This window comes from Paenibacillus enshidis (assembly GCF_042136365.1).
In the GTDB taxonomy this organism is placed as follows: Bacteria; Bacillota; Bacilli; order Paenibacillales; family Paenibacillaceae; genus Paenibacillus; species Paenibacillus enshidis.
Map to the genome: position 1 here is coordinate 299,492 of NZ_JBHHMI010000001.1, position 19,988 is coordinate 319,479.

General features: G+C 49.9%; 19 protein-coding genes. 12 read left to right on the forward strand and 7 right to left on the reverse strand.

The window, feature by feature from the left end; translation table 11 throughout:
• Positions 1–66: 66 nt before the first annotated feature.
• From parE to ACE41H_RS01280, 7 genes are all read left to right on the forward strand, one after another.
• Complete coding sequence (gene parE, locus ACE41H_RS01250; RefSeq protein WP_375352739.1) at positions 67–2,049, forward strand: DNA topoisomerase IV subunit B; 1,983 nt, start codon at positions 67–69, stop codon at positions 2,047–2,049.
• 57 nt (positions 2,050–2,106) lie between these two features.
• Positions 2,107–4,569 carry a DNA gyrase subunit A gene (gene gyrA / locus ACE41H_RS01255; protein WP_375352741.1) on the forward strand — a complete coding sequence of 821 codons (2,463 nt, stop codon included), beginning with the start codon at positions 2,107–2,109 and terminating at the stop codon, positions 4,567–4,569.
• A gap of 670 nt (positions 4,570–5,239) precedes the next feature.
• The gene (locus tag ACE41H_RS01260) at positions 5,240–5,656 is read left to right on the forward strand and encodes a MarR family winged helix-turn-helix transcriptional regulator (protein WP_375352742.1); all 417 of its coding nucleotides are present in this window, start codon (positions 5,240–5,242) and stop codon (positions 5,654–5,656) included.
• Positions 5,657–5,953: 297 nt separating this feature from the next.
• Positions 5,954–7,456 (forward strand): DHA2 family efflux MFS transporter permease subunit, encoded by a 1,503-nt coding sequence (locus tag ACE41H_RS01265; RefSeq protein ID WP_375352744.1) that lies wholly within the window; start codon positions 5,954–5,956, stop codon positions 7,454–7,456.
• A 205-nt stretch (positions 7,457–7,661) separates the two neighbouring features.
• The gene (locus ACE41H_RS01270; protein ID WP_375352745.1) at positions 7,662–7,868 is read left to right on the forward strand and encodes a hypothetical protein; all 207 of its coding nucleotides are present in this window, start codon (positions 7,662–7,664) and stop codon (positions 7,866–7,868) included.
• Between the two features lie 149 nt (positions 7,869–8,017).
• A complete protein-coding gene (locus ACE41H_RS01275) occupies positions 8,018–8,500 on the forward strand; it encodes a hypothetical protein (protein ID WP_375352747.1) in 483 nt (160 codons plus the stop codon).
• Between the two features lie 5 nt (positions 8,501–8,505).
• Positions 8,506–9,165: a DUF6320 domain-containing protein gene (locus ACE41H_RS01280; protein ID WP_375352749.1), complete on the forward strand. Its 660-nt coding sequence runs from the start codon at positions 8,506–8,508 to the stop codon at positions 9,163–9,165.
• 319 nt (positions 9,166–9,484) lie between these two features.
• Here ACE41H_RS01280 and ACE41H_RS01285 read toward each other — a convergent pair whose 3' ends face one another.
• The 3 genes from ACE41H_RS01285 to ACE41H_RS01295 all read right to left on the reverse strand — a co-directional run bounded on the left by ACE41H_RS01285 (position 9,485) and on the right by ACE41H_RS01295 (position 11,758).
• Positions 9,485–9,982, reverse strand: coding sequence for a hypothetical protein (locus ACE41H_RS01285; RefSeq protein WP_375352750.1), 498 nt, complete (start codon positions 9,980–9,982; stop codon positions 9,485–9,487).
• Positions 9,983–10,157: 175 nt separating this feature from the next.
• Positions 10,158–10,889, reverse strand: coding sequence for an RluA family pseudouridine synthase (locus ACE41H_RS01290; protein WP_375352751.1), 732 nt, complete (start codon positions 10,887–10,889; stop codon positions 10,158–10,160).
• A gap of 5 nt (positions 10,890–10,894) precedes the next feature.
• Positions 10,895–11,758 carry a class I SAM-dependent methyltransferase gene (locus tag ACE41H_RS01295; protein ID WP_375352753.1) on the reverse strand — a complete coding sequence of 288 codons (864 nt, stop codon included), beginning with the start codon at positions 11,756–11,758 and terminating at the stop codon, positions 10,895–10,897.
• A 175-nt stretch (positions 11,759–11,933) separates the two neighbouring features.
• Between ACE41H_RS01295 and ACE41H_RS01300 the strand changes: the two genes are divergently transcribed.
• The 5 genes from ACE41H_RS01300 (at position 11,934) to ACE41H_RS01320 (ending at position 17,683) form a co-directional block, all read left to right on the forward strand.
• Positions 11,934–12,386 (forward strand): flavodoxin, encoded by a 453-nt coding sequence (locus ACE41H_RS01300; RefSeq protein WP_375352755.1) that lies wholly within the window; start codon positions 11,934–11,936, stop codon positions 12,384–12,386.
• Positions 12,387–12,404: 18 nt separating this feature from the next.
• Positions 12,405–13,181 (forward strand): hypothetical protein, encoded by a 777-nt coding sequence (locus ACE41H_RS01305; RefSeq protein ID WP_375352756.1) that lies wholly within the window; start codon positions 12,405–12,407, stop codon positions 13,179–13,181.
• 333 nt (positions 13,182–13,514) lie between these two features.
• Positions 13,515–14,168 (forward strand): HlyD family secretion protein, encoded by a 654-nt coding sequence (locus ACE41H_RS01310; RefSeq protein ID WP_375352758.1) that lies wholly within the window; start codon positions 13,515–13,517, stop codon positions 14,166–14,168.
• A gap of 15 nt (positions 14,169–14,183) precedes the next feature.
• Positions 14,184–15,719, forward strand: coding sequence for a DHA2 family efflux MFS transporter permease subunit (locus ACE41H_RS01315; protein WP_375352759.1), 1,536 nt, complete (start codon positions 14,184–14,186; stop codon positions 15,717–15,719).
• A 497-nt stretch (positions 15,720–16,216) separates the two neighbouring features.
• Positions 16,217–17,683, forward strand: coding sequence for an efflux RND transporter periplasmic adaptor subunit (locus ACE41H_RS01320; protein WP_375353144.1), 1,467 nt, complete (start codon positions 16,217–16,219; stop codon positions 17,681–17,683).
• A 121-nt stretch (positions 17,684–17,804) separates the two neighbouring features.
• Here ACE41H_RS01320 and ACE41H_RS01325 read toward each other — a convergent pair whose 3' ends face one another.
• The 4 genes from ACE41H_RS01325 to ACE41H_RS01340 form a co-directional block, all read right to left on the reverse strand.
• Complete coding sequence (locus tag ACE41H_RS01325) at positions 17,805–18,083, reverse strand: YxcD family protein (protein ID WP_375352760.1); 279 nt, start codon at positions 18,081–18,083, stop codon at positions 17,805–17,807.
• 3 nt (positions 18,084–18,086) lie between these two features.
• Positions 18,087–18,548, reverse strand: a complete 462-nt coding sequence (locus ACE41H_RS01330) for a hypothetical protein (protein ID WP_375353145.1) — start codon at positions 18,546–18,548, stop codon at positions 18,087–18,089.
• A 101-nt stretch (positions 18,549–18,649) separates the two neighbouring features.
• The gene (locus ACE41H_RS01335) at positions 18,650–19,213 is read right to left on the reverse strand and encodes a PadR family transcriptional regulator (RefSeq protein ID WP_375352761.1); all 564 of its coding nucleotides are present in this window, start codon (positions 19,211–19,213) and stop codon (positions 18,650–18,652) included.
• Positions 19,214–19,410: 197 nt separating this feature from the next.
• The gene (locus tag ACE41H_RS01340; protein ID WP_375352763.1) at positions 19,411–19,974 is read right to left on the reverse strand and encodes a beta-class carbonic anhydrase; all 564 of its coding nucleotides are present in this window, start codon (positions 19,972–19,974) and stop codon (positions 19,411–19,413) included.
• Positions 19,975–19,988 lie beyond the last annotated feature (14 nt).

Sequence of the window (19,988 nt, forward strand, 5' to 3'; positions counted from 1 at the left end):
AAAAGAAAACATCTGTTTGCATTTTTGGTTTAAACAAGGTCATGATTAGACAAAGGGGGAGCATGAATGGTCGACCAAATCGACTTGTTCGCCAGGGGAACTGACGGGAATGACCGTCAGGCTTCGGATTACGGGGCGGACGACATTCAAGTTCTCGAAGGGCTTGTGGCGGTACGGAAACGGCCGGGCATGTACATCGGGAGCACCAGTTCTTCGGGGCTGCATCATTTGGTATGGGAAATAGTAGACAATGCGGTTGACGAGCATCTCGCCAAATTTTGCTCCCGAATCGAAATTACGCTGCATAAGGACGGTTCTGTTACTGTATTGGACAACGGACGGGGCATTCCAACGGGAATGCATAAGACGGGGATACCGACTCCCCAGGTTGTATTTACGATTTTGCACGCTGGTGGTAAATTCGGCGGTTCCGGGTATAAAAAATCGGGCGGTCTGCACGGCGTAGGGGCGTCCGTAACCAACGCGCTTTCCGAGTGGCTGGAAGTAGAGATTTACCGGGAAGGCAAAATTCACCGCCAGCGGTTTGAATATTGGCAGGATGAGCAGGGGGTTGAGCATGTCGGAGAACCCGTTACCGGGCTTGAGACCTTTGGGAATACGAACAAAACCGGCAGCAAAATCACGTTCAAACCCGATATTCGTGTCTTTCAGAACGGCATTAATCTGAATTATGATACGCTTGCCGAGCGGCTGCAGGAGATTGCTTTCCTCAACTCCGGCCTCCGCGTAGTCCTAAAGGATGAGCCCAATGGCAAAAGCGATGAATTTTATTATGAGGGCGGGGCCAGCCAATTCGTTGCCTTCTTGAATGAGGGCAAGGACGTCCTGCACGATGTGATTCACTTCACCGGTGAAAAGGAAGAGATTGAGGTGGAAGTGGCTATTCAGTATAATGCGGGTTATACGGAGACGCTCGCTTCCTTCGTGAACTCCATTCCGACCCGCGGCGGCGGTACACATGAGACCGGATTCAAAACAGCCTATACGCGTGTGATGAACGATTACGCCCGCCGTACCGGAATGCTAAAGGAGAAGGAAAAAAATCTCGAAGGCAATGACCTGCGTGAAGGCATGATGGCCGTCATTAGTGTCAAAATGTCTGAGGTGGAATTTGTCGGACAGACCAAGGATCAGTTGGGAAGCGCTTCGGCGCGCAGTACTGTGGATGCGATTGTGGCCGAGAACATGCAGCGTTTTCTGGAGGAGAATCCGCAGGTAGCCCAAACTTTGATCAAGAAATCGATTCAGGCTTCCAAGGCGCGTGAGGCGGCAAGAAAAGCAAGGGATGAAATGCGCTCAGGCAAAAAGCGCAGCGAGAGCTCCAATCTGAACGGCAAGCTGTCTCCTGCGCAGTCCAAGGACTTTACGCGCAACGAACTGTTTATCGTTGAAGGAGATTCGGCTGGGGGCTCGGCCAAGCAGGGACGGGACTCCAAGATTCAGGCGATTTTGCCGCTGAAGGGCAAACCGATGAATCCCGAGAAAGCGAAGCTGGCCGACATTCTGAAGAATGAGGAGTATCGCGCCATCACTTCCGCGATCGGAGCGGGGATCGGTACGGAATTCTCCGTTGAAGACAGCAATTATTCGAAAATTATCATCATGACGGATGCGGATACGGACGGCGCTCATATTCAAGTGCTTCTGCTCACGTTCTTCTATCGTTATATGAAGCCGTTGATCGATGCCGGGAAGGTCTATATCGCACAGCCGCCGCTGTACAAAATCACACGCAAATCAGGCAAGCTGGAAACGGTCAGATATGCCTGGAGCGATGAGCAGCTGCAAAACTATCTGAAGGAATTCGGGAAGAACTTCGAGCTGCAGCGGTATAAAGGACTCGGTGAGATGAACCCGGATCAGCTGTGGGAAACGACGATGAATCCGGAGTCGCGCATTCTTTTACAGGTGCAGATTGAGGATGCGGCCAAGGCGGAGCGCAGGGTGTCAACGTTAATGGGTGATAAGGTGGATCCGCGCAAAAGATGGATTGTTGAAAATGTGGATTTTACCGAATATGAAGAGTAAACGACATTCATGCATGGCATCAACGATGAACGGTTATTTTTAAAAAGAGGTGCTTAGATGAGCATATCAGAACAGTTTTTGCCAGCTTTTCTGGAAGAGGTTGTTGGCGACCGGTTTGGCCGATATTCCAAGTATATTATTCAGGACCGGGCGATTCCTGACGTGCGCGATGGTCTGAAGCCTGTACAGCGCCGCATTTTATACGCCATGTACGATTCGGGCAATACCCCGGATAAACCGTACCGGAAGGCGGCGAAGACCGTCGGCGATGTCATGGGTAATTATCATCCCCATGGCGACGCACCGATTTACGAGGGGATGGTCCGGATGGCCCAGCCATGGAAAATGGCGCATGTGCTTGTTGATGGCCATGGCAACTGGGGCTCGCGGGATGACGATCCGGCTGCGGCCATGCGTTATACGGAAGCCAGGCTTTCGCCGATCGCGATGGAAATGCTGCGCGATATCGAGAAGCGGACGGTTCTGTTCAAGGACAATTTTGATAATACGGCCAAAGAACCTGTTGTACTGCCTTCACGTTATCCGAATCTGCTGGTCAACGGGGTCAGCGGCATTTCTTCGGGTTTTGCTACTGAAATCCCTACTCATAATCTGCGTGAGGTGATCGATGCCTGCATCGCCGTGATGGAGAAGCCTTCCATTGAACTGGAAGAGATCATGACCTTTATCAAGGGTCCCGACTTCCCGACAGGCGGCCTGATTATGGGCGGGGACGGTATTCTGGAAGCGTACAGAACAGGCAAGGGACGCATCTATATCCGCTCCAAGACGGAAATTGAATCGTTGCGGGGTGGCAAACAGCAGATTGTCATTACCGAAATTCCTTATCAGGTGGTCAAATCCCGCCTGGTTACCGCCATGGAAAATATCCGTCTGGAGAAAAAGGTCGAGGGCATCGCCGAGGTTCGTGACGAAAGCGGCCGTGAAGGATTGCGGATTGTGGTTGAACTGAAGAAAGACGCCGATGCAGAAGGCATACTGGCTTATTTTTTAAAGAAGACGGATCTTCAGGTAGCCTATAACTTTAATATGGTGGCCATCGTGAACAAGGCTCCGCATCAGCTGGGGCTGAAAGCAATCCTGGAGGCCTACATTGCGCATCAGCGCGAAGTCGTTACCAACCGCATTCAATTTGAACTGGAGAAGGCGGAGGACCGTGCTCATGTGCTCGAAGGTCTGGTTAAAGCGCTTAATATTCTGGATGAGGTGATCGCGGCGATCAAGGCATCCAAAAACCGTCAGGATGCGCAGAACAATTTGCAGTGGATGTTCGGCTTCAGCGAGCGCCAGGCGGACTCTATCCTGACCCTGCAGCTGTACAGGCTGACCAATCTGGAGATTACTTCTCTGGAAAAAGAGCTGGCTGACATCCAAAAGAAAATTGCCCAGCTGCGCGCCATTCTGGACAGCGACCGCAAGCTGATCAATGTCATCCGCAAGGAGCTGCTGGAAATCCGCGAGCGCTTCGGCATCGACCGCCGTTCCGCGATTCAGGAGGAAGTAGAAGAAATCAAGGTGAACCTTGAGGTCATGGTCAGCTCGGAGGATGTGCTCGTAACCCTGTCCAGGCAGGGCTATGTAAAAAGGATCAGCCTGTTGTCCTTTACCCGCTCCGGGGGAGAGCGCTACGGCTCCGGAGTTAAGGAAGGCGATTATATTACAGAGCTGCTGGATGTGAATACTCTGGACTCGCTGCTCGTCTTCACACAGAGGGGGCAATACTTCCTGCTGCCTGTGCATCAGATTCCTGAATACAAGTGGAAGGAGCCGGGCACGGCGATAGTCAATGTCATTCCTTTATCGAAGGAAGACCGGATTGTCAGCATCATTCCGGTGAAGAACATGGAAGAAGAGGGCAAAAGTCTTGTTTTTGTCACCCGCAAGGGCCAGGTCAAACGAACAGAGCTGAAGGATTACGCCACCAAGCGCTCCAGCGCGGTAGCCGCAGCCAAGGTGGCTGCGGATGATGAAGTGCTGTCGGTCGCGCTGAGCGACAATAAGCAGGACCTGCTGCTGGTCACCCGCGCCGGAATGAGCATTCGCTTCCGTGAGAATGAGGTGAATGCGATGGGACGTGTCTCTGCAGGTGTTCGTGGTATCCAACTGGCGGATGATGACGAGGTCATTGCCGCGCTGTGGGTTCAGGAAGATGAAGGAGAGATTTTGGTAGTGTCCGATCTCGGATACGGAAAAAGAACGCTGTTGCTTGATTATCCGGTTCAGGGCCGTGGTGGCAAAGGCATCGCCACCTTCGAATTCAAGGAAGGCAAGCGGGTGCGTCCGAACGGCTCCAGGCTGATGGCCGCCTTCCACATTACGGAAGCTGTGCAGTTGAGTGCTGTTACCAGCGAAGGGCAATCTGTAGCCTTCCTTTCCGAGAAAGTGCCGTTAATGGGCCGCAAGGACACGGGAAAACTGCTTGTTCCTTTGGAGAAGAAGGACCTTGTGGCGGACGTGCGGCTCCGGACGGAGCCTCAGAGCTCGTCAGAGGCTGAGTAAGGGAGCGTACCCGGAGTTAGGCGTGCCCGGATTGTCCTTCCGATCGCTGTTATCCCCGTATTTCCTGAATTGAAGCAGGCAGCGGAAGAAATCCGGGGATAAAGGCGAACGCTCCGCTTCTTCAGGACAATTCCGGGCGATGAGGAGAATAAAAAATCTTTTTACTTCACAAAGGTCGAGAACGGGGTTTCACTTGTTCTCGACCTTTCTTGTTATTTTAGGAATCGCGTAAGCTTGGCGATTCCTTTTAAGCAGGCCGCGCACGAAGCAACGGAAAGGACGAAGCAATTCCGGAAAAGCGGCAGCGCTCGCCTTTGTCTCCGAATTTCTACCGCTCAAAAAATCATTGAGAAATTTGGGGGCAACAGCGATTGGAGGAATGCTTCGTTCTTGGAGCGTCTCAGAACGTATAAAGGATCGCCGAGTCTTATGGGGCTTCCGGTTCGCCTTTTCCGCTTATTGTCGGGCTCTGTCTGTCAAGATGGAAAGGTTTTTAATGACGGCTGTCGAAATGCAGGATACCCCTTGGGTGTATGTATGACTTATTTCCTGTTTTGGCTGTCTTAGGGTTAACAGGGCAGGAAAAGAAGGCGCCGTGGCGAAATTTAACAGCATGAATAAGTTGCTTGTATAACGTGCTTACAGATGACTGCTGAGAGGAGATGAAAGAGTGCAAACGTCTGAATTTGCCAAGCTGTGGTTTAAGTTGACTAAAGATTATAAAGCATATATGGAACAACACTTGGCGCCATCGTTGACCGAGTCGCAGCTGACAGTACTGGAATTGCTTCAGGAGAACGGCCGGATGAAACCCTCCCAGCTTATCCCGTACCTTGCCACGACACCTGCTGCAGTCACTATGCTACTGGACAGAATGGAAAAAAACGAGCTTGTCACCCGTGTGAGAGATCAGGAGGACCGCAGAATCGTGTGGATCCTGATCACAAACCACGGCATGGAGGAAGCAGACCGGGGCATTCAAATTCGCAATGATTTTCTATCCTCGGCGCTTGGCCGAATCTCCATGCATAACCAGAATCTGCTCGTTTATCTATTGGGTAAAATTACAGCAGCCGGACAAGTATAATAAATGATGGAATCAGACAGTTCATTTCTGGCTTTCAGAAAACTGTCTTTTATTTTGTTGATTTACAGAAAAAAAGCATGTGTTATGTTGACTATTACATAAATGAAGGGTTAAACTATATAGTTGACCATCCTGCACAAACGGCCTGAGATCGCCCTCGCCAAACTGAAAAAAAGGATAATATAGGAAGTAGTACGATGAGCGGAGTTGTGGATATCCCGAGAGCGGATCTTGATTTTACATTGCAGATCCATCAGCAAATCGTACAGAAGCTTCACGAGAAAGGAATGACACAACGTGAACAATCCCCAAACTGCTGACACAGGGGAAATACGCAAAGCGCCGATTATTGCAGCATTGCTGCTCGGCGCGTTTGTAGCTTTGCTGAATCAGACGTTAATTAATATTGCATTACCGAAAATGATGGCTGACCTGGCCATCGAAACGGCCACGGCCCAGTGGCTGACGACCGGCTTTATGCTGGTCAATGGTGTGCTGATTCCGGTGACCGCTTTTCTGATTGCCAGGTTCAGCACAAGGCAGCTCTTTTTAAGCTCGATGGTTTTATTTACGATTGGGACGCTGCTGTGCGCTATTGCTCCGAGCTTTACGGTTGTCCTGATCGGAAGGCTGATCCAGGCTGCCGGGGCCGGTATTACGATGCCGCTGATGACGGTCGTGTTCCTGAACATTTTCCCGATTGAGAAACGGGGGCAGGCGATGGGCATGATGGGCATTGCGATGACCTTTGCACCGGCTGTCGGTCCGACGCTTTCCGGTTATATTGTTGAGCATTATGACTGGCGTGTGCTGTTCTGGATTATCCTGCCGATTGCTGTGATCGCTACGTTAATCGGTGTGTTTTTCCTGAAAAATGTGACGAAACTATCCAATCCGAAATTGGACATTCCGGCTGTCATTTTGTCCACCCTGGGCTTTGGCGGTCTGCTGTATGGCTTCAGTGAGGCGGCCAATTCCGGCTGGAGCAGCGTAGTTGTGCTTTCAACACTCATCATCGGTGCCATTTCCTTGGTGCTTTTCATTATTCGGCAGTTTAAAACCGATGAACCGATGCTTGAATTCCGTATTTTTAACTACAACATGTACAGCCTGACCACCATTATTAACGTGATTGTCACGATGGCTTTGTATGCGGGCATGATCTTGCTTCCGCTGTATTTGCAAAATATCCGGGGTTTTACGCCTCTGCAGTCAGGTTTGCTGCTGCTGCCTGGTGCGATTCTCATGGGCATCATGTCGCCGATTACGGGAACCATCTTCGATAAAGTCGGGGCTCGCTGGCTGACCGTCATCGGATTAACCATTATGAGCATCACGACCTGGGAGTTTACGCGCCTTACTGACACCACATCGTATATGGAACTGATGATTGTTTATACGGCCCGTATGTTCGGCATGTCGATGATTATGATGCCGATTCAGACGGCAGGCCTGAACCAGCTTCCCCAGCGTTTGAACGCCCATGGTACGGCGATGAGCAATACGCTGCGCATGATTTCAGGTTCGATCGGAACGGCGCTGCTCGTGACGGTCATGACGATGAAAACGGAGAGCCGCACGCTGGAGCTGGCCGCCACACAAGGAGTATCCTTGACGGACAGCGCAGGTCTGGCGGACATTACCAACCATGCAATGACCTATGGCATCAATTATGCGTTCATGATTGCCACAGGAATGAGCATTGCCGCCCTGATCTTGTCCTTCTTTATTCAAAATACAAATCCGCAGAAGCAGCATGAAGCGGTGGAGAAAAAGAGACGGACGGCGGTTTCTTCGTAAACAAAACTCTATACAATACAAAAACCCTGCATTAAGCTATTAAGCTGCAGGTTTTTTGTGTTCGGCAAGCGCAAAACAATATCCTCAGTATTAATGGAACTTGAAATTTCCCATACGATTTCGCAAAACGATGGATTTTCATGTGCTGCAGGTCAAGCTATAATAAGAGCTTGGACACGATGTTACAAAACAAGGAGATCAACGTATGGCAGAATGGTATAAAATTGATCATGCCGGGAAGCTGTTTCCGGCAGTTGCGGGCCCGGAGAACTCTTCAACTTATCGGTTGTCGATGATACTCACAAGTCCGGTAAATCCGTCGCTCTTGCAGCAGGCTTTGGACGGAGTGATGACGAGGTTCCCGCTCTTGAAGATGGAACTGAGCAATGGCCTGTCTAGCAGAAGGGCGTAACTCTCACGGCTTATCTGACAGCGATTCTGATCATGGCGGTTCATACTCCCACATTGCCTTTCAATAACGAGAAGCTGCCCATTGTCATAAGCATCCCGGTGAATCTGCGAAAAATATTCCCTTCCAGCAGTCTGAGGAACTTTTTTGCAGTGATTAACGTTGGCGTGGAGATGAATGATGACATGACATTCGAGCAAGTGCTCGAAATTGTACATGCCCAGATGAAAGAAAAAACAACCAAGCCCTATTTAAGTCAAGTAATGGCTGCCAGCATGAAATACGAGAAAAACCTGTTGTCCAGATTTACACCGCTCAAGCTGAAGAACATGGCGATCCGGTATGGCTTCGACCATTACGGTGAAGAAGCCAAAACGCTTACGCTCACCAATCTGGGCAAAATTGCTATTCCGTCCAGTATGGCAGCGCATGTAGAGGCCATGGAGGCCACCTTGTACCCAACAGCAAAAAGCCCGATAAATTGTGCCGTATGCTCCATCAATGAGGAACTCACGATCACCTTTGCACGTAATATTGTCGAAAGCGATGTGATCATGCATTTTTTTCGCCAGCTCGCCAGTTTAAGCGGACTGGATTTGAGGATTGTCAGCAATGATTGGGGGATGGGAGCATGAGGTGTATGAGCTGTGGCGTATCCGTAGATCCAGCGCATGCCGTATGTCCCTTATGTCGAAGAAACTTAAGCAGCAGGGGGGCAACACAAGCAGTCGGCAATCGCTGGTACCCTGTTTATACATTTACACAGGAGCAGCGTGTCAGCAATCTTTTTTCCAAGTGGCTTGCCTTTATCGTATTAGTCGTGATCAGCCTCTCCATTCTCATCAACACGCTCGGAAAAAATGATGCCTGGTGGAGCCTGTATGTGATACCCTGTGTACTGTACGTCTGGCTGTCCATAAGGCATACTCTGATATCCCGATCACATCTCGGCGCTAAAGTTATCGTTCAATTGCTCGGGCTGTCTGGTTTATTATTGTGGATCAATGTGGCGGCAGGCACGAATTATTGGTCGACAGGGTACGTCATTCCGTTCCTGATGATGGCGGCAACCTTTCTGGTTACCGTTATGTGCAGTATGTGGTGGCGGGAGTTTACAGGATACTTGTTAACTCTGATTCTCCTTGGGTTTATCCCTTTGCTGTTATATGCCGTAGGCATGTCACAAGTATTATGGACAGCTATTGCGGCTGGGCTATATGCCCTGTTAACATTTTTCGGGATGTGGCTGCTCACTGATAAGGGATTCCGTAAGGAAATGAAGCGCAGATTGCATTTTTAACAGAAGGCACGAATAGTAAGTTCAATCCTAATTGGTTACTCCTGAAAAAGTCGACTTTGACTGGGGGCAGGCGTACAGTGTAAAAGAGCGCTAAAAAAAGTCTAACGGTTGTGTGCGACGCTATTTTGGCAAAACAAGAGGCTATACAATGTAACGGTTGCCGGCGAGCCTATTTCCTGTGTTTCGGCGGTAAAGAGACGGTTTCCCAAAAATAAGTGCGCCGACAACCGTTAGCCTAGAAAGAGTTTGAGGTCGATTGATCATTCCTGGCCCACCCGTCATTCTTTAGGAGGAGCCTTAATTTGAAGGAAGCCTCTCTTTAAATATCTAATTCCTCTCCTGATGTTATATCCATCTTGGAAGGTTTGCCCGTGTATTTGTCTACATAGAAGAAGCCATACGTTGCAATATGATCCGGGAAGTCTTCGAAGACCCTAATAGAATACTTAGTACCTTCCATTTCTTCTACCATAAATTTCAGTTTATGTTTATCAACATCGGCTTTTATCTTATTATATATAATGTCTATAGCTTCATCTTCTGTAACTCTTGCTTCGGGCTGATCGCTAAAATATAGAGTTTCATTCTTTAAAACAACGTTCTGGTCTAATGCAGAACTGACGTTTTTAATGGGAACATATGTAATGTTATTGATGATATAGGCATTGGTAGACCCTTTGCCTTCACCGTTTACATTTATCCCCAGGTACTTTGGTACACCTTTCATTGTATAACCCGAGGCTGCCATTGCCGTTGCTCCTGTAATCATGGAACCAATGGTAATGCCGATGACTAAGCCCTTTACTTTATCTTTCATTCTTTTGCCCCCTTTTTGTATTAATGATAATATCCTAAAAACCTCCAGAATTAAAGTAATAAAATACCAATTGAATAGAGAAAGAGTATGTATTTGATTTGTAAAGTGAAAATGCTCTCCATCAAATAAATCTGTCTATTTGACGGAGAGCATACTACTTGCCAGGATTCCATTATTAAAATTCGTGGGGCAAAGCCTCTTCATAAACCTCCTCCGGCCATTCGCTCCACGGAAACTGGCGGGGTGGAACCGACCTGAACGACAGCGGCTCCTTGCTGACAGGGTGAGGAGCGCCGGCCAGGAGGGACCAAAGGGCGAGCTGCTGGCCCGGGCGGTTCACCGTGGCCCCGTATTTCTGATCCCCGTACAGTGGACAGCCGATGCTTTGCAACTGCACGCGGATTTGATGGGGACGGCCGGTGTGCAACTCGACCAGGATCAGGCTTAATCCGTCCTTTTCCCCTACAACCTTATAGTCCAGCAAGGCTTGCTTGGCTCCCGGCGTGCCCGGCTTGACCGCCCGCACCGTATTGGTGCGCGGGTCCTTGAGCAGATCATGCTCAAGCCTGCCGCTCTGCGCTCCCGGGGAGCCATGTACCACAGCCGCGTACAGCTTGCGAAAGCTGCGGCTGCGGACGGCCTCGGACAGCCTGGATGCGGCTTTGGAGGTTTTGGCGAAGATCATGGCGCCGCCAACAGGTCTGTCCAGTCTGTGAACCAGCCCCAAAAATACATTGCCCGGCTTTTGATGCCTGATCTTCAAATCCTGCTTCAGCAGGGTCAGCATGTCGGGGTCTCCGCTCGCGTCCTCTTGAGTAGGGATGTTGACGGGCTTTTCAACCGCCAGCACATGGTTATCCTCATACAATACCTTAATCCCGGATTCCTCATTTGGTACATGTGACATGGGGGCTACGCCTCCCAGCGTCCGAGAATGCCGCAGGGCAGAGTGAGCCCGGAGCGGGTGATCGGAAGCCCGATCTCACCTGCGGTGATGCGTCCGCCGTATCTGGGCTGCATCGTCATGCTGAGCATATTTTTTAATACGGTAGGCGAAATGCCGGTCGTATAGGAGTTGATGAGCATAAACAAAGGGTTGTCCGATATGATGCTCATACACGATTCCAGGAAAGGATAGAGGCTCTGCTCCAGCTTCCACGTTTCGCCGCTCGGTCCGCGCCCATACGAAGGCGGGTCCATGATGATAGCGTCGTATTTGTTGCCACGCCGTTGCTCCCGTTGCACAAACTTGAATACATCGTCCATAATAAAACGCACCGGTCTGTCGGCGAGTCCGGACAGCTGCACATTTTCCTTGGCCCACTGCACCATGCCTTTGGCTGCATCGACATGAACGACGCTGGCTCCGGCGTAAGCCGCCGCAACCGTCGCTCCGCCTGTATAAGCGAACAGATTCAGCACCGAGATCGGTCTGCCTGCCGAGGCAATTTTATCCATCATCCAGCTCCAGTTGGCCGCCTGCTCGGGGAAGAGGCCGGTATGCTTGAAGCTGGTCGGGCGAATATGGAACTTGAGGTTTTCATAGTTAATCGTCCAGCGCTCGGGAACTGGCTTCTTCATCTCCCAGCTGCCACCGCCAGACGAGCTGCGGTGGTAATGGCCGTGCGTGCTGCGCCACTCCGCAGTTTCCTTCGCCAAAGGCCAAATGATTTGCGGATCGGGGCGCCGCAAAATAACATCTCCCCAGCGTTCGAGCTTTTCGCCGCCACCGGTATCAATCACTTCATAATCATTCCACTTGTCAGCTACATACATGTTATAATCCATCCTTCAAAAAGTCGTATGCACACTATTGTACACAATTGCAGCTTGCGCCGCCAGCAGGGCGAGGAAGTCCTGTCGAACGAATATTGCATAATATATTTGACATTGAGAATCATTATCATTTATATTCATGTTAACAAGAAGACAATAAAGTGAGGGATGTATTTTGGCCAAGATTTTGATTGCTTACGCGTCGATGACAGGAAATACCGAAGAAATTGCCGAATTGATCGCAGAAGGTATCAGGCAGACAGGACATTCGGCGGTGCTTAAGGAAGCTTATGAATGCAATGCGGCGGAGCTGCTTGAATATGACGGATACCTGCTTGGTGTCTATACATGGGGAGACGGCGAGCTGCCTGATGAGTTTCTCGATTTTTATGAAGAATTGGAAGAGCTTGAGCTGGAGGGAAGCAAAACAGCGGTTTTTGGCAGCGGGGATACGTCCTACGCGCAATTTTGCGGTGCAGTCGATCTGCTGGAGCAGAAGCTGAAGGAGCGGGGGGCAATATTGGTGCAAGACAGCCTCAAGATTGAATTCAATCCACAGGACTCGGAAAAAGAAGCATGCCGTGAGTTTGGCCGCAGGTTTTTGCAGGCAGGCATTGCGGTATCCTGACCGGAAAGGACCGGATTAATGATGAGAGATGAGCAGCGCGGCAGCTCCATGCCAGTACTTTACGATTATCAAATTGAATATATGTGGGGCAGCCGCAAGCCTCAGCAGTCCCGGAAGAGCGACAAGCTGAAGCCGGGCGCGGGCTGGCGTGAATATGTGCAGCATGCGGTCTCTCATGCTTTGCATGAATATTACAGCACCCCATATGATGTCAGATGTGAAATTCCGCTGCAGTACATGCTTGAAAAATGGTGGCCGAAGCAGCACACTGGCTTTGAGTCCTATTCCCATTATTGGGAGGTTAAAGACAAGGTGACTGGTGGGATTTGTAAAATCGGGGCGGCTAACCGGCAGCTCCATGAGCCCGCGATATTGTTTGAGCAATTTCAAATTCCGGCAGCGGAGCTGAATGTGGAGCTATCGTTGATCATAGAGGCAGCCTGGATGATGGGGCCGCATGTGGATTCGCTGCTCGTTCAGAAATACATGGTTTCCTACGACCCTTATTTGGTTAACGCATATATGCATCTGATTACCGTGTTCAGCCATTATGCCTTTGGCTCTGTACCCCAAATGATTGAAGTTTACTGTCTGCTGGAAGGCAAGAAGGTATCTTATGTAAACGGCCCGTCTTCTTTGGGCAGATCATTGGATTATGTGACCCTGCTGCGTGACACCTTGCAAGAAGCTGGCTATATGACGGATCGATGCCTCTGTCCGAATTGCGCGAAGCGGCGCGAAACCAATCTGCTTCCGGGGGCGGAGAAAAAAAACAGCAGACTTCACATTTCTTAATGCGCAAAATGCACTAAGGGCGCCCCAATAAGTCTATGACTCGGGGCGTTCTTTTGCATGCTGAAAGACATAAAATTTCTAAAATAGTCCAAAAGAACTACTTGCCAATTTGATAAATTTAACTATAATTAATTTTTGTGAGCTTGATATGAAACTTTTTAAATATAATTAGTTACATTAGTTGTTGATCGCTTTTGTATCGGTAAGCGCATGGCTTAAAAGTCATGCTTTTCTTTATTCAGCATAGCTGTGTCTATTGATTTGACCGCGTATATTTTAAATTTAAAATATCAGCGTTGAATAATAATTTTTATAGTAACAGGGGTGGAAGAAGTGAGTAAGAAGACTGTACTGCCGATTCTCATTGTAATTTTGATCTTAAGCGGTGGCACGCTTGGCTATTATTACTGGTACCAGGGGAGCCATTTTATCACCAGTGACGACGCCCGCATTACGGTGGACCAGTATAAGGTAATGCCGCAGATCACAGGGGAAATTACCCATATTGATGTGGAGGAAGGCGATATGCTCAAGCAAAATGAGCCGGTTGCCGAACAGGATGTTGCGAATCTTGACGCCTCTTCCGTCAGCAAGTCCGTCTTGCGGGCGCCGATTGATGGCACCGTGATCAAAGTGTATTCCAAGGTGCATGAGATCGGATCGCCCAGCGCCGCTGTTGCGGTCATGGCTAATATGAGCAACGCTTATGTGACGACCAATATTGAAGAAACCGACATCAGCCGCGTGAAGCCTGGACAGCTAGTGGACATTACGCTTGACGCCTCTAGCAACCGAACCATCCAGGGCAAGGTGCGCAAGGTGGGGCAGGCCTCCAATTCGGTATTTGCTGCCATTGCGGCCACGAACACCAGCGGAAACTTCAATAAAGTAACCCAACGCATCCCGGTGGAAATCGTACTTAATACGCCGGATGACCTGAAGCTGATTCCGGGAACCAATGTCGAAGTTAAAATTCATACCAAATAAAAAGGGGGAGTCGATGTGTCTTCTACGGATACTGCCGCTGCTCCTTCCGCAGGCTCGGTCAGAGAACGCTGGCTTGCCTTTTTAGCTATTATCCTGGGGGCTTTTGTCGCTATTCTCAATAACAGCCTGATCAACGTGGCCATCCCGAGTCTGACCACAGACCTCAGCTCGACCACGGCGAAGATTCAATGGGTTATCACAGGATACACTCTCGCATCCGGAGTGATCGTCCCGATTACAGGTTTTATGGAGCAGCGCATTGGTTACAAAAAGTTTCTCATTTTAGCGCTTAGCGTTTTTTCGCTGGGTACGGGGTTATGTATATTCGCCTGGAGCGACACCTCGCTCATCGCGGCGCGCATTATTGCCGGTCTCGGGGGCGGTGTCATCATGCCGCTCAGTATGACGATCGTGTATAAAATTATGCCGCGGGAGCAGGTTGGTATGGCTCTTGGTATTTGGGGCATTTCCGCGATGGCGGCCCCGGCCATTGGTCCAACGCTCAGCGGTTATTTGATCGAATGGTTCAACTGGCGTTTTCTGTTTATCATCAGTCTTCCGTTTGCTTTGTTTGCCATTCTGATGGCCATTGTTTTGATCAAGGAACCACCAAAAGGGGAACCGCGAAAATTTGATTTGCCCGGTTTTTTATTGGCAGCGACATGTGCAGGCACCCTGCTGTACGCATTGTCGAACGGTTCATCCGACGGCTGGACTTCTTTTAAAATTGTGGGGTTGTTATTCATTGCATTCTGGGCGCTGGTGTTCCTTATTTACGTTGAAGCCGGTAAAGACAACGCGGTGATCGAAATTTCCTTGTTTAAAAATTACAGGTTTACGCTCAGCGTTATTGCTTCCAGTTTCGTGATGATGGGGATGTATGGCGGAATGTTTCTTACGCCGCTGTTTTTGCAAAATATTCAGTCCGTGTCTCCGATAGACACCGGTATTTTACTCATTCCGCAGGCGCTCGCGATGGGGGTCATGATGCCGATCGCTGGCAAGCTGTTCGATAAATTCGGGATCGTGCCCTTGGGCTTGGTCGGTCTCACGTTGACCGGCTTTATGACGTACCATTTGCATCAGCTTACTCCGGACACGCCTCACCAGTGGCTGGAAATCGTAATGGCTTTGCGTGGTCTCGGCATCGGGATCTGTATGATGCCATTATCCACGGTCGGGATGAACGCAGTGCCGGCGAGCAAGGTGGGCAACGCCTCCACGGCATCGAATCTGGTGCGGACGGTTGCAGCTTCGATGGCGATTGCCGTATTTACTTCCATTATGCAGACACGAACGGCCATGCATTCCCAGCATATTGCTGAATCGATCACGCCTGATTCCGCCAGATCGTTCCAGGCTCTGCTTGGCAGCTCCTGGCAGTCTACGGTCTCTGGTATGATATCGCTGGATGCTTATTCGAGAGGCATCGGGGACACTTTCCTGGTATCTTCGGTACCGCTGTTCTGTTCTATCCCGCTTATTTTTCTGTTTATCCGCAAGAAAAAGACGGAGAAAGCAGCCGCTTCAGTTGAAAGAAAGGGAACATAGTCATCAACTCATGACTCAAGTCACGAGCTTGTCTCTGCCTACTTCGTAGACAGTGCTTGCGCTTCGCACAAGCTTTTAGACTTATTCCTAACCAGTAGTGCAAACGCACCTTATCGTGCTCCTACCTTAGCGTGTTGGAACATCAGGGCGGTTGACCTCGCCCCTACAACAAGAGGTATACTCATGTTGCACTGTACCCAATGTACTTGATTCCTTTGCGGTACAGGTATGGTGAACGTTAAAGCAATAGTGATAGATAGGGTTTGTTTCAGCGAGTGCCTTGGTTACTTGGTGATTAACATCCAGAAATTAACGGTTTTCTCTTGAATTATCTTTTCACTTGAATTAAGTATAGCGTGGATCTAGTAATCCATGGTTAAATTTTCATGACGGAAGGGGGAAGCATGGAGATTTCGGCTTGCGAGCTACCGATGGTAGCCCTTATGCCGAGCGCAATTTCTCACACGGCTAAAGCCGCGTGTCTCCATGCGCGTTTGATGAAGATAACAAAATTGGAAACTACGTTAGCCGTGGTTCTGCTCGGAACAGCTGTATTAGCCGGTTGCTCGGGCAGCGGAGCGGCGTCCCAGGATATGGTTGTGCCGGTGAAGGTAAGTCAGGCCCAGGAAGGCATTTTGGGTGAAGGCAAAATTTATACCGGGGTCGTTACTCCGACCGAGACGGTAAACATCGTTTCGAAGATGGCGGGCAAGGTCGTCGAGCTTCCGGTGGATGTCGGCTCTGAGGTGAAAAAGGGGCAGATGCTGTTCAAGCTGGAGGACAACGATCTCCGCAATAATCTGGCCAAGGCCAAGGCCGCGGCATCTGCAGCCGGAGCCGCCGTCAGCACGGCAGAGGCCTCTCACGAGTCCGGGGTCGTATCGGCAACCTCCGGTATAGTCAACTCGAAGAGCGGCGTCATTTCCTCCAAGAGTGCTATTAATCAGGCGCAGGGGAGCGTTAATCAGGCGAAAACGGCGGTGGAGCAGGCGAAGAACGGTCTGTCCAGCGCAGCCAATAGTGTAAAGCAGACGGAACAGGCTTTGGCTGACGCCAAAAAGGCGCTTACGCGAACACAGGCTTTGTTCAGTGAAGGCTCCGTTTCGCAGGCCCAGCTTGAACAGGCTCAAACCGCAGTGGTAAGCGCCCAGGCGGCACACGATAATGCAGTAAATGCCAAGTCAAATGCAGAGAATCAGCGGGATGCAGCCCAAAAAGCCTTGGCCGTTGCACAGGAAGCCTATAAAAATGCAACCAGCAGTTATGAGAATGCGAACAGCGGATACAGCAATGCGCAGCGGCAGCTGGAGGTTTCGCAAAGCACCGCAACGATTGAATCAAGCCGCGAGTCCCTCAAGCAGGCCCAGCTCAATGTTTCCATCGCACAGGACGCACTGGAGGATTCCATGGTCACTTCTCCGATTAACGGTATTGTAGGCGTTAAAAATACGGAGGTCGGGGAAATGGTATCCGCCTCATCGCCCGCTCTGGTCATCGCAAATCTGAGCACAGTAAATACACTGATCTATGTTCCTGCGGATCAGATTAACCAGATCAAGGTCGGGGACAAGGTTCAGGTACGGGTGACAGCTTCCGATTTGATTACGACCGGAACGGTTAAAAATGTAAGCCCGCTGGATTCGAGCGGCAAAGGATATCCGGTAAAAGTTTCGGTTGCCAATCCGGACATGAAGCTGAAATCAGGCATGCTGGCGGACATCAGCTTCGTGAATAACGATGCACAGCAGGGCATGATTGTACCTTCCGGCGCCGTGCTGGAGCAAGACAGCAAAACATATGTTTTCGTCGTGAATGAGGATCATGTTGTCCGCAAAGAAGTAACCGTTGCAAGCAAGTCCGGATCTCAGGCATTGATCACAAGCGGCATTGAAAAAGGGGAGACGATAGCCGTAAATAATCTGGCACTGCTCGAAGACAATTCAACAGTTAAAATCACCCCATAAGTAAGGAACAGTTCTGAAAACGCGAAAGGACCTCAAAATCCACATTGAAGTGGGTCATGAGGTCCTTTTTCATACTAAATGTAATACTAAAATGGAGCACCTAAAAGTAAATATGAGACTGTTATACGCGTACGTGAGCGGTTATTTCCTCATCCAGCTCCAATACAACATCTTCCCGATAGGCACGAATGCCATGCTCGGAATGAAGATACCGCAAAATCGCTTCAATAATATTGGATTCCACGAGATACTGGCTTCTCTCATGAACCCACACTTCCGCAGAATAGCCGGTTTCCTCGTCCCACAAGAGCTCGACCGTTACGTCGGTGGGCTTTACGTCCTTGCGGGCAGCTATATGGAGACAGATGGCGTTGATGATTTCATCCATACCCAGAACCATGGATTAGTAACGTCCTTCGCGGGATTCTTTCTGCTTGCGGCGATTTTTGATGCTGCGGTAGATGGCAAAGCCGATGACTACAAGCAGGTAAATGCCAAGCAGGTTGATGGCGAGTCCGAGCAGGCTTCCGAGCATGCCCATATTCGCGAAGAGGCCGCCGAACAGCATTCCTGCCAGACCCCCGATCAGCATGCCGCGCATAAATCCGCCACCGAAAAATCCGCCGCCGGTTCTGTTGCCGGCTACCGAATTATTATTTGTTCTTGTCTCGCTGCGGTTCACGTTGTTGTTGTTGGAGCTGTCATTCGGTCTGCTTGGTGTTGTGGACTGCTGATAGGATTTCTTGCCTGAGCTGAATCCTCCGCCACGGCGTGCATCCGCGTCTGACGGCGCAACTACAGCGAACAGCAATGTGAAAGCCATCATGATCATAGTGAATTTCTTGAAAGAAAATGCTTTCATGATAAGTTGTTACCCCCTGTAAAATAATTATTGTAAAATGATTGTTCTCCAGCCGCTATCCCTATATACGATGAATATGGAGCATGGTTTCAAAACGGAATAAATTAATTTTTAAGCATAAACGGATTTTGCTGCTCCTGCACATCTCCGGCGAGCATCTTCAACACCATATTGCACCAGTCCAGTCCGGCTTTGGCGTTCAGCAGCCCTTTTTGCACGAGGATGTAATCGCCGAAGGCCTGGCTGCCGAAGCTCAAGTTCTCTGCGGGAATGGTTCCCAGGTAGTCCTCCAAGTGAGCAATACGATGATTAAAATGACGCTTTCTCTCCTCGAACATACGGATGGCGCTTCCTTTATCCGCGAGCCACAGGCAGAAAAGCCGCAGGCTCATCTCGTCGCGGGTAACCGGCGGAGATACTGATTCATGAGTCCATTGCTGAAGTGCATGAGTCCCTTTGTCCGTAATCATGTAGATTTTCTTGTCCGGTTTATCCGATTGCTGAATCCAGCGGGAGGAGAGCAGGCCGTTCTTCTCCATGCGGGCCAGCAAAGGATAGATCTGGCTGTGCTTGGCCTGCCAGAAAGGCTGAATACGCAGCATCAGATCATACCCCGAGGATTCATGCCGGGCCAAAAGACCCAACAAACCGTAGGACAATAAATTCATAAGCGTATCTCCTTCTTCCATTAATACAAGTATTTAATAGCGGCTGGAACCTGCAGCACTCTGCTGCTGTTATAAGGAAAGTGTACACTAGAACTGTATGGTATTCAACTTTACCTCCGGAAAGCCTGGTTTTTCCCGCTGCAAAGCCGCACAAAAAGGCACGGATTCGGAATCCGTGCCCAAATATAGAGAGATGTTTAATTTTCATATCCGTCAACAACGAGATCAAGCGCCCCGGTTTCAGGGTGGATAATCATGCCGTGAACAGGTACTCGGGGGGGAAGTAATGGATGATTCTTAATGATCTTCACAGTACTTTTCACCCCTTCCTCCACGTTGTCAAATCCGCGCAGCCATTTTTTTAGCTTGATCCCCGAATTCTCCAGTGTATCCAGTACCTTCTGATCTATTCCCCGCTCAAGCATGTGCTGGACCATAACCTCTGAGTTGAGAGCCGCCATGCCGCACTCGTGATGGCCGACAACGACGACCTCATCGGCTTCGAGCTCATACAGGGCGACGAGCACACTGCGCATGACGCTGCCGAAGGGCTGCGAAATGATGGCGCCGGCATTTTTGATCACCTTCACATCGCCGTTGCGCAGATTCATGGCACGCGGCAGAAGCTCCACCAGACGGGTATCCATGCAGGTGATGATCACCATTCTTTTGTTCGGAAACTTGCCTGTCCGATAAGCTTCATACTCTTTGTTCGCCACAAACTGTGTATTATGCTCCAAAATGGCCTGAATATGGTTCATCTCTCCATCTCCTC

Coding starts and splice junctions, on each gene's coding strand:
- parE (WP_375352739.1), top strand. CDS start 67: ATGGTCGACCAAATCGACTTGTTCGCCAGGGGAACTGACGGGAATGAC.
- gyrA (WP_375352741.1), top strand. CDS start 2,107: ATGAGCATATCAGAACAGTTTTTGCCAGCTTTTCTGGAAGAGGTTGTT.
- ACE41H_RS01270 (WP_375352745.1), top strand. CDS start 7,662: ATGGCAGAATGGTATAAAATTGATCATGCCGGGAAGCTGTTTCCGGCA.
- ACE41H_RS01280 (WP_375352749.1), top strand. CDS start 8,506: ATGAGCTGTGGCGTATCCGTAGATCCAGCGCATGCCGTATGTCCCTTA.
- ACE41H_RS01285 (WP_375352750.1), bottom strand. CDS start 9,982: ATGAAAGATAAAGTAAAGGGCTTAGTCATCGGCATTACCATTGGTTCC.
- ACE41H_RS01290 (WP_375352751.1), bottom strand. CDS start 10,889: ATGTCACATGTACCAAATGAGGAATCCGGGATTAAGGTATTGTATGAG.
- ACE41H_RS01295 (WP_375352753.1), bottom strand. CDS start 11,758: ATGTATGTAGCTGACAAGTGGAATGATTATGAAGTGATTGATACCGGT.
- ACE41H_RS01305 (WP_375352756.1), top strand. CDS start 12,405: ATGATGAGAGATGAGCAGCGCGGCAGCTCCATGCCAGTACTTTACGAT.
- ACE41H_RS01320 (WP_375353144.1), top strand. CDS start 16,217: ATGAAGATAACAAAATTGGAAACTACGTTAGCCGTGGTTCTGCTCGGA.
- ACE41H_RS01325 (WP_375352760.1), bottom strand. CDS start 18,083: ATGGTTCTGGGTATGGATGAAATCATCAACGCCATCTGTCTCCATATA.
- ACE41H_RS01335 (WP_375352761.1), bottom strand. CDS start 19,213: ATGAATTTATTGTCCTACGGTTTGTTGGGTCTTTTGGCCCGGCATGAA.
- ACE41H_RS01340 (WP_375352763.1), bottom strand. CDS start 19,974: ATGAACCATATTCAGGCCATTTTGGAGCATAATACACAGTTTGTGGCG.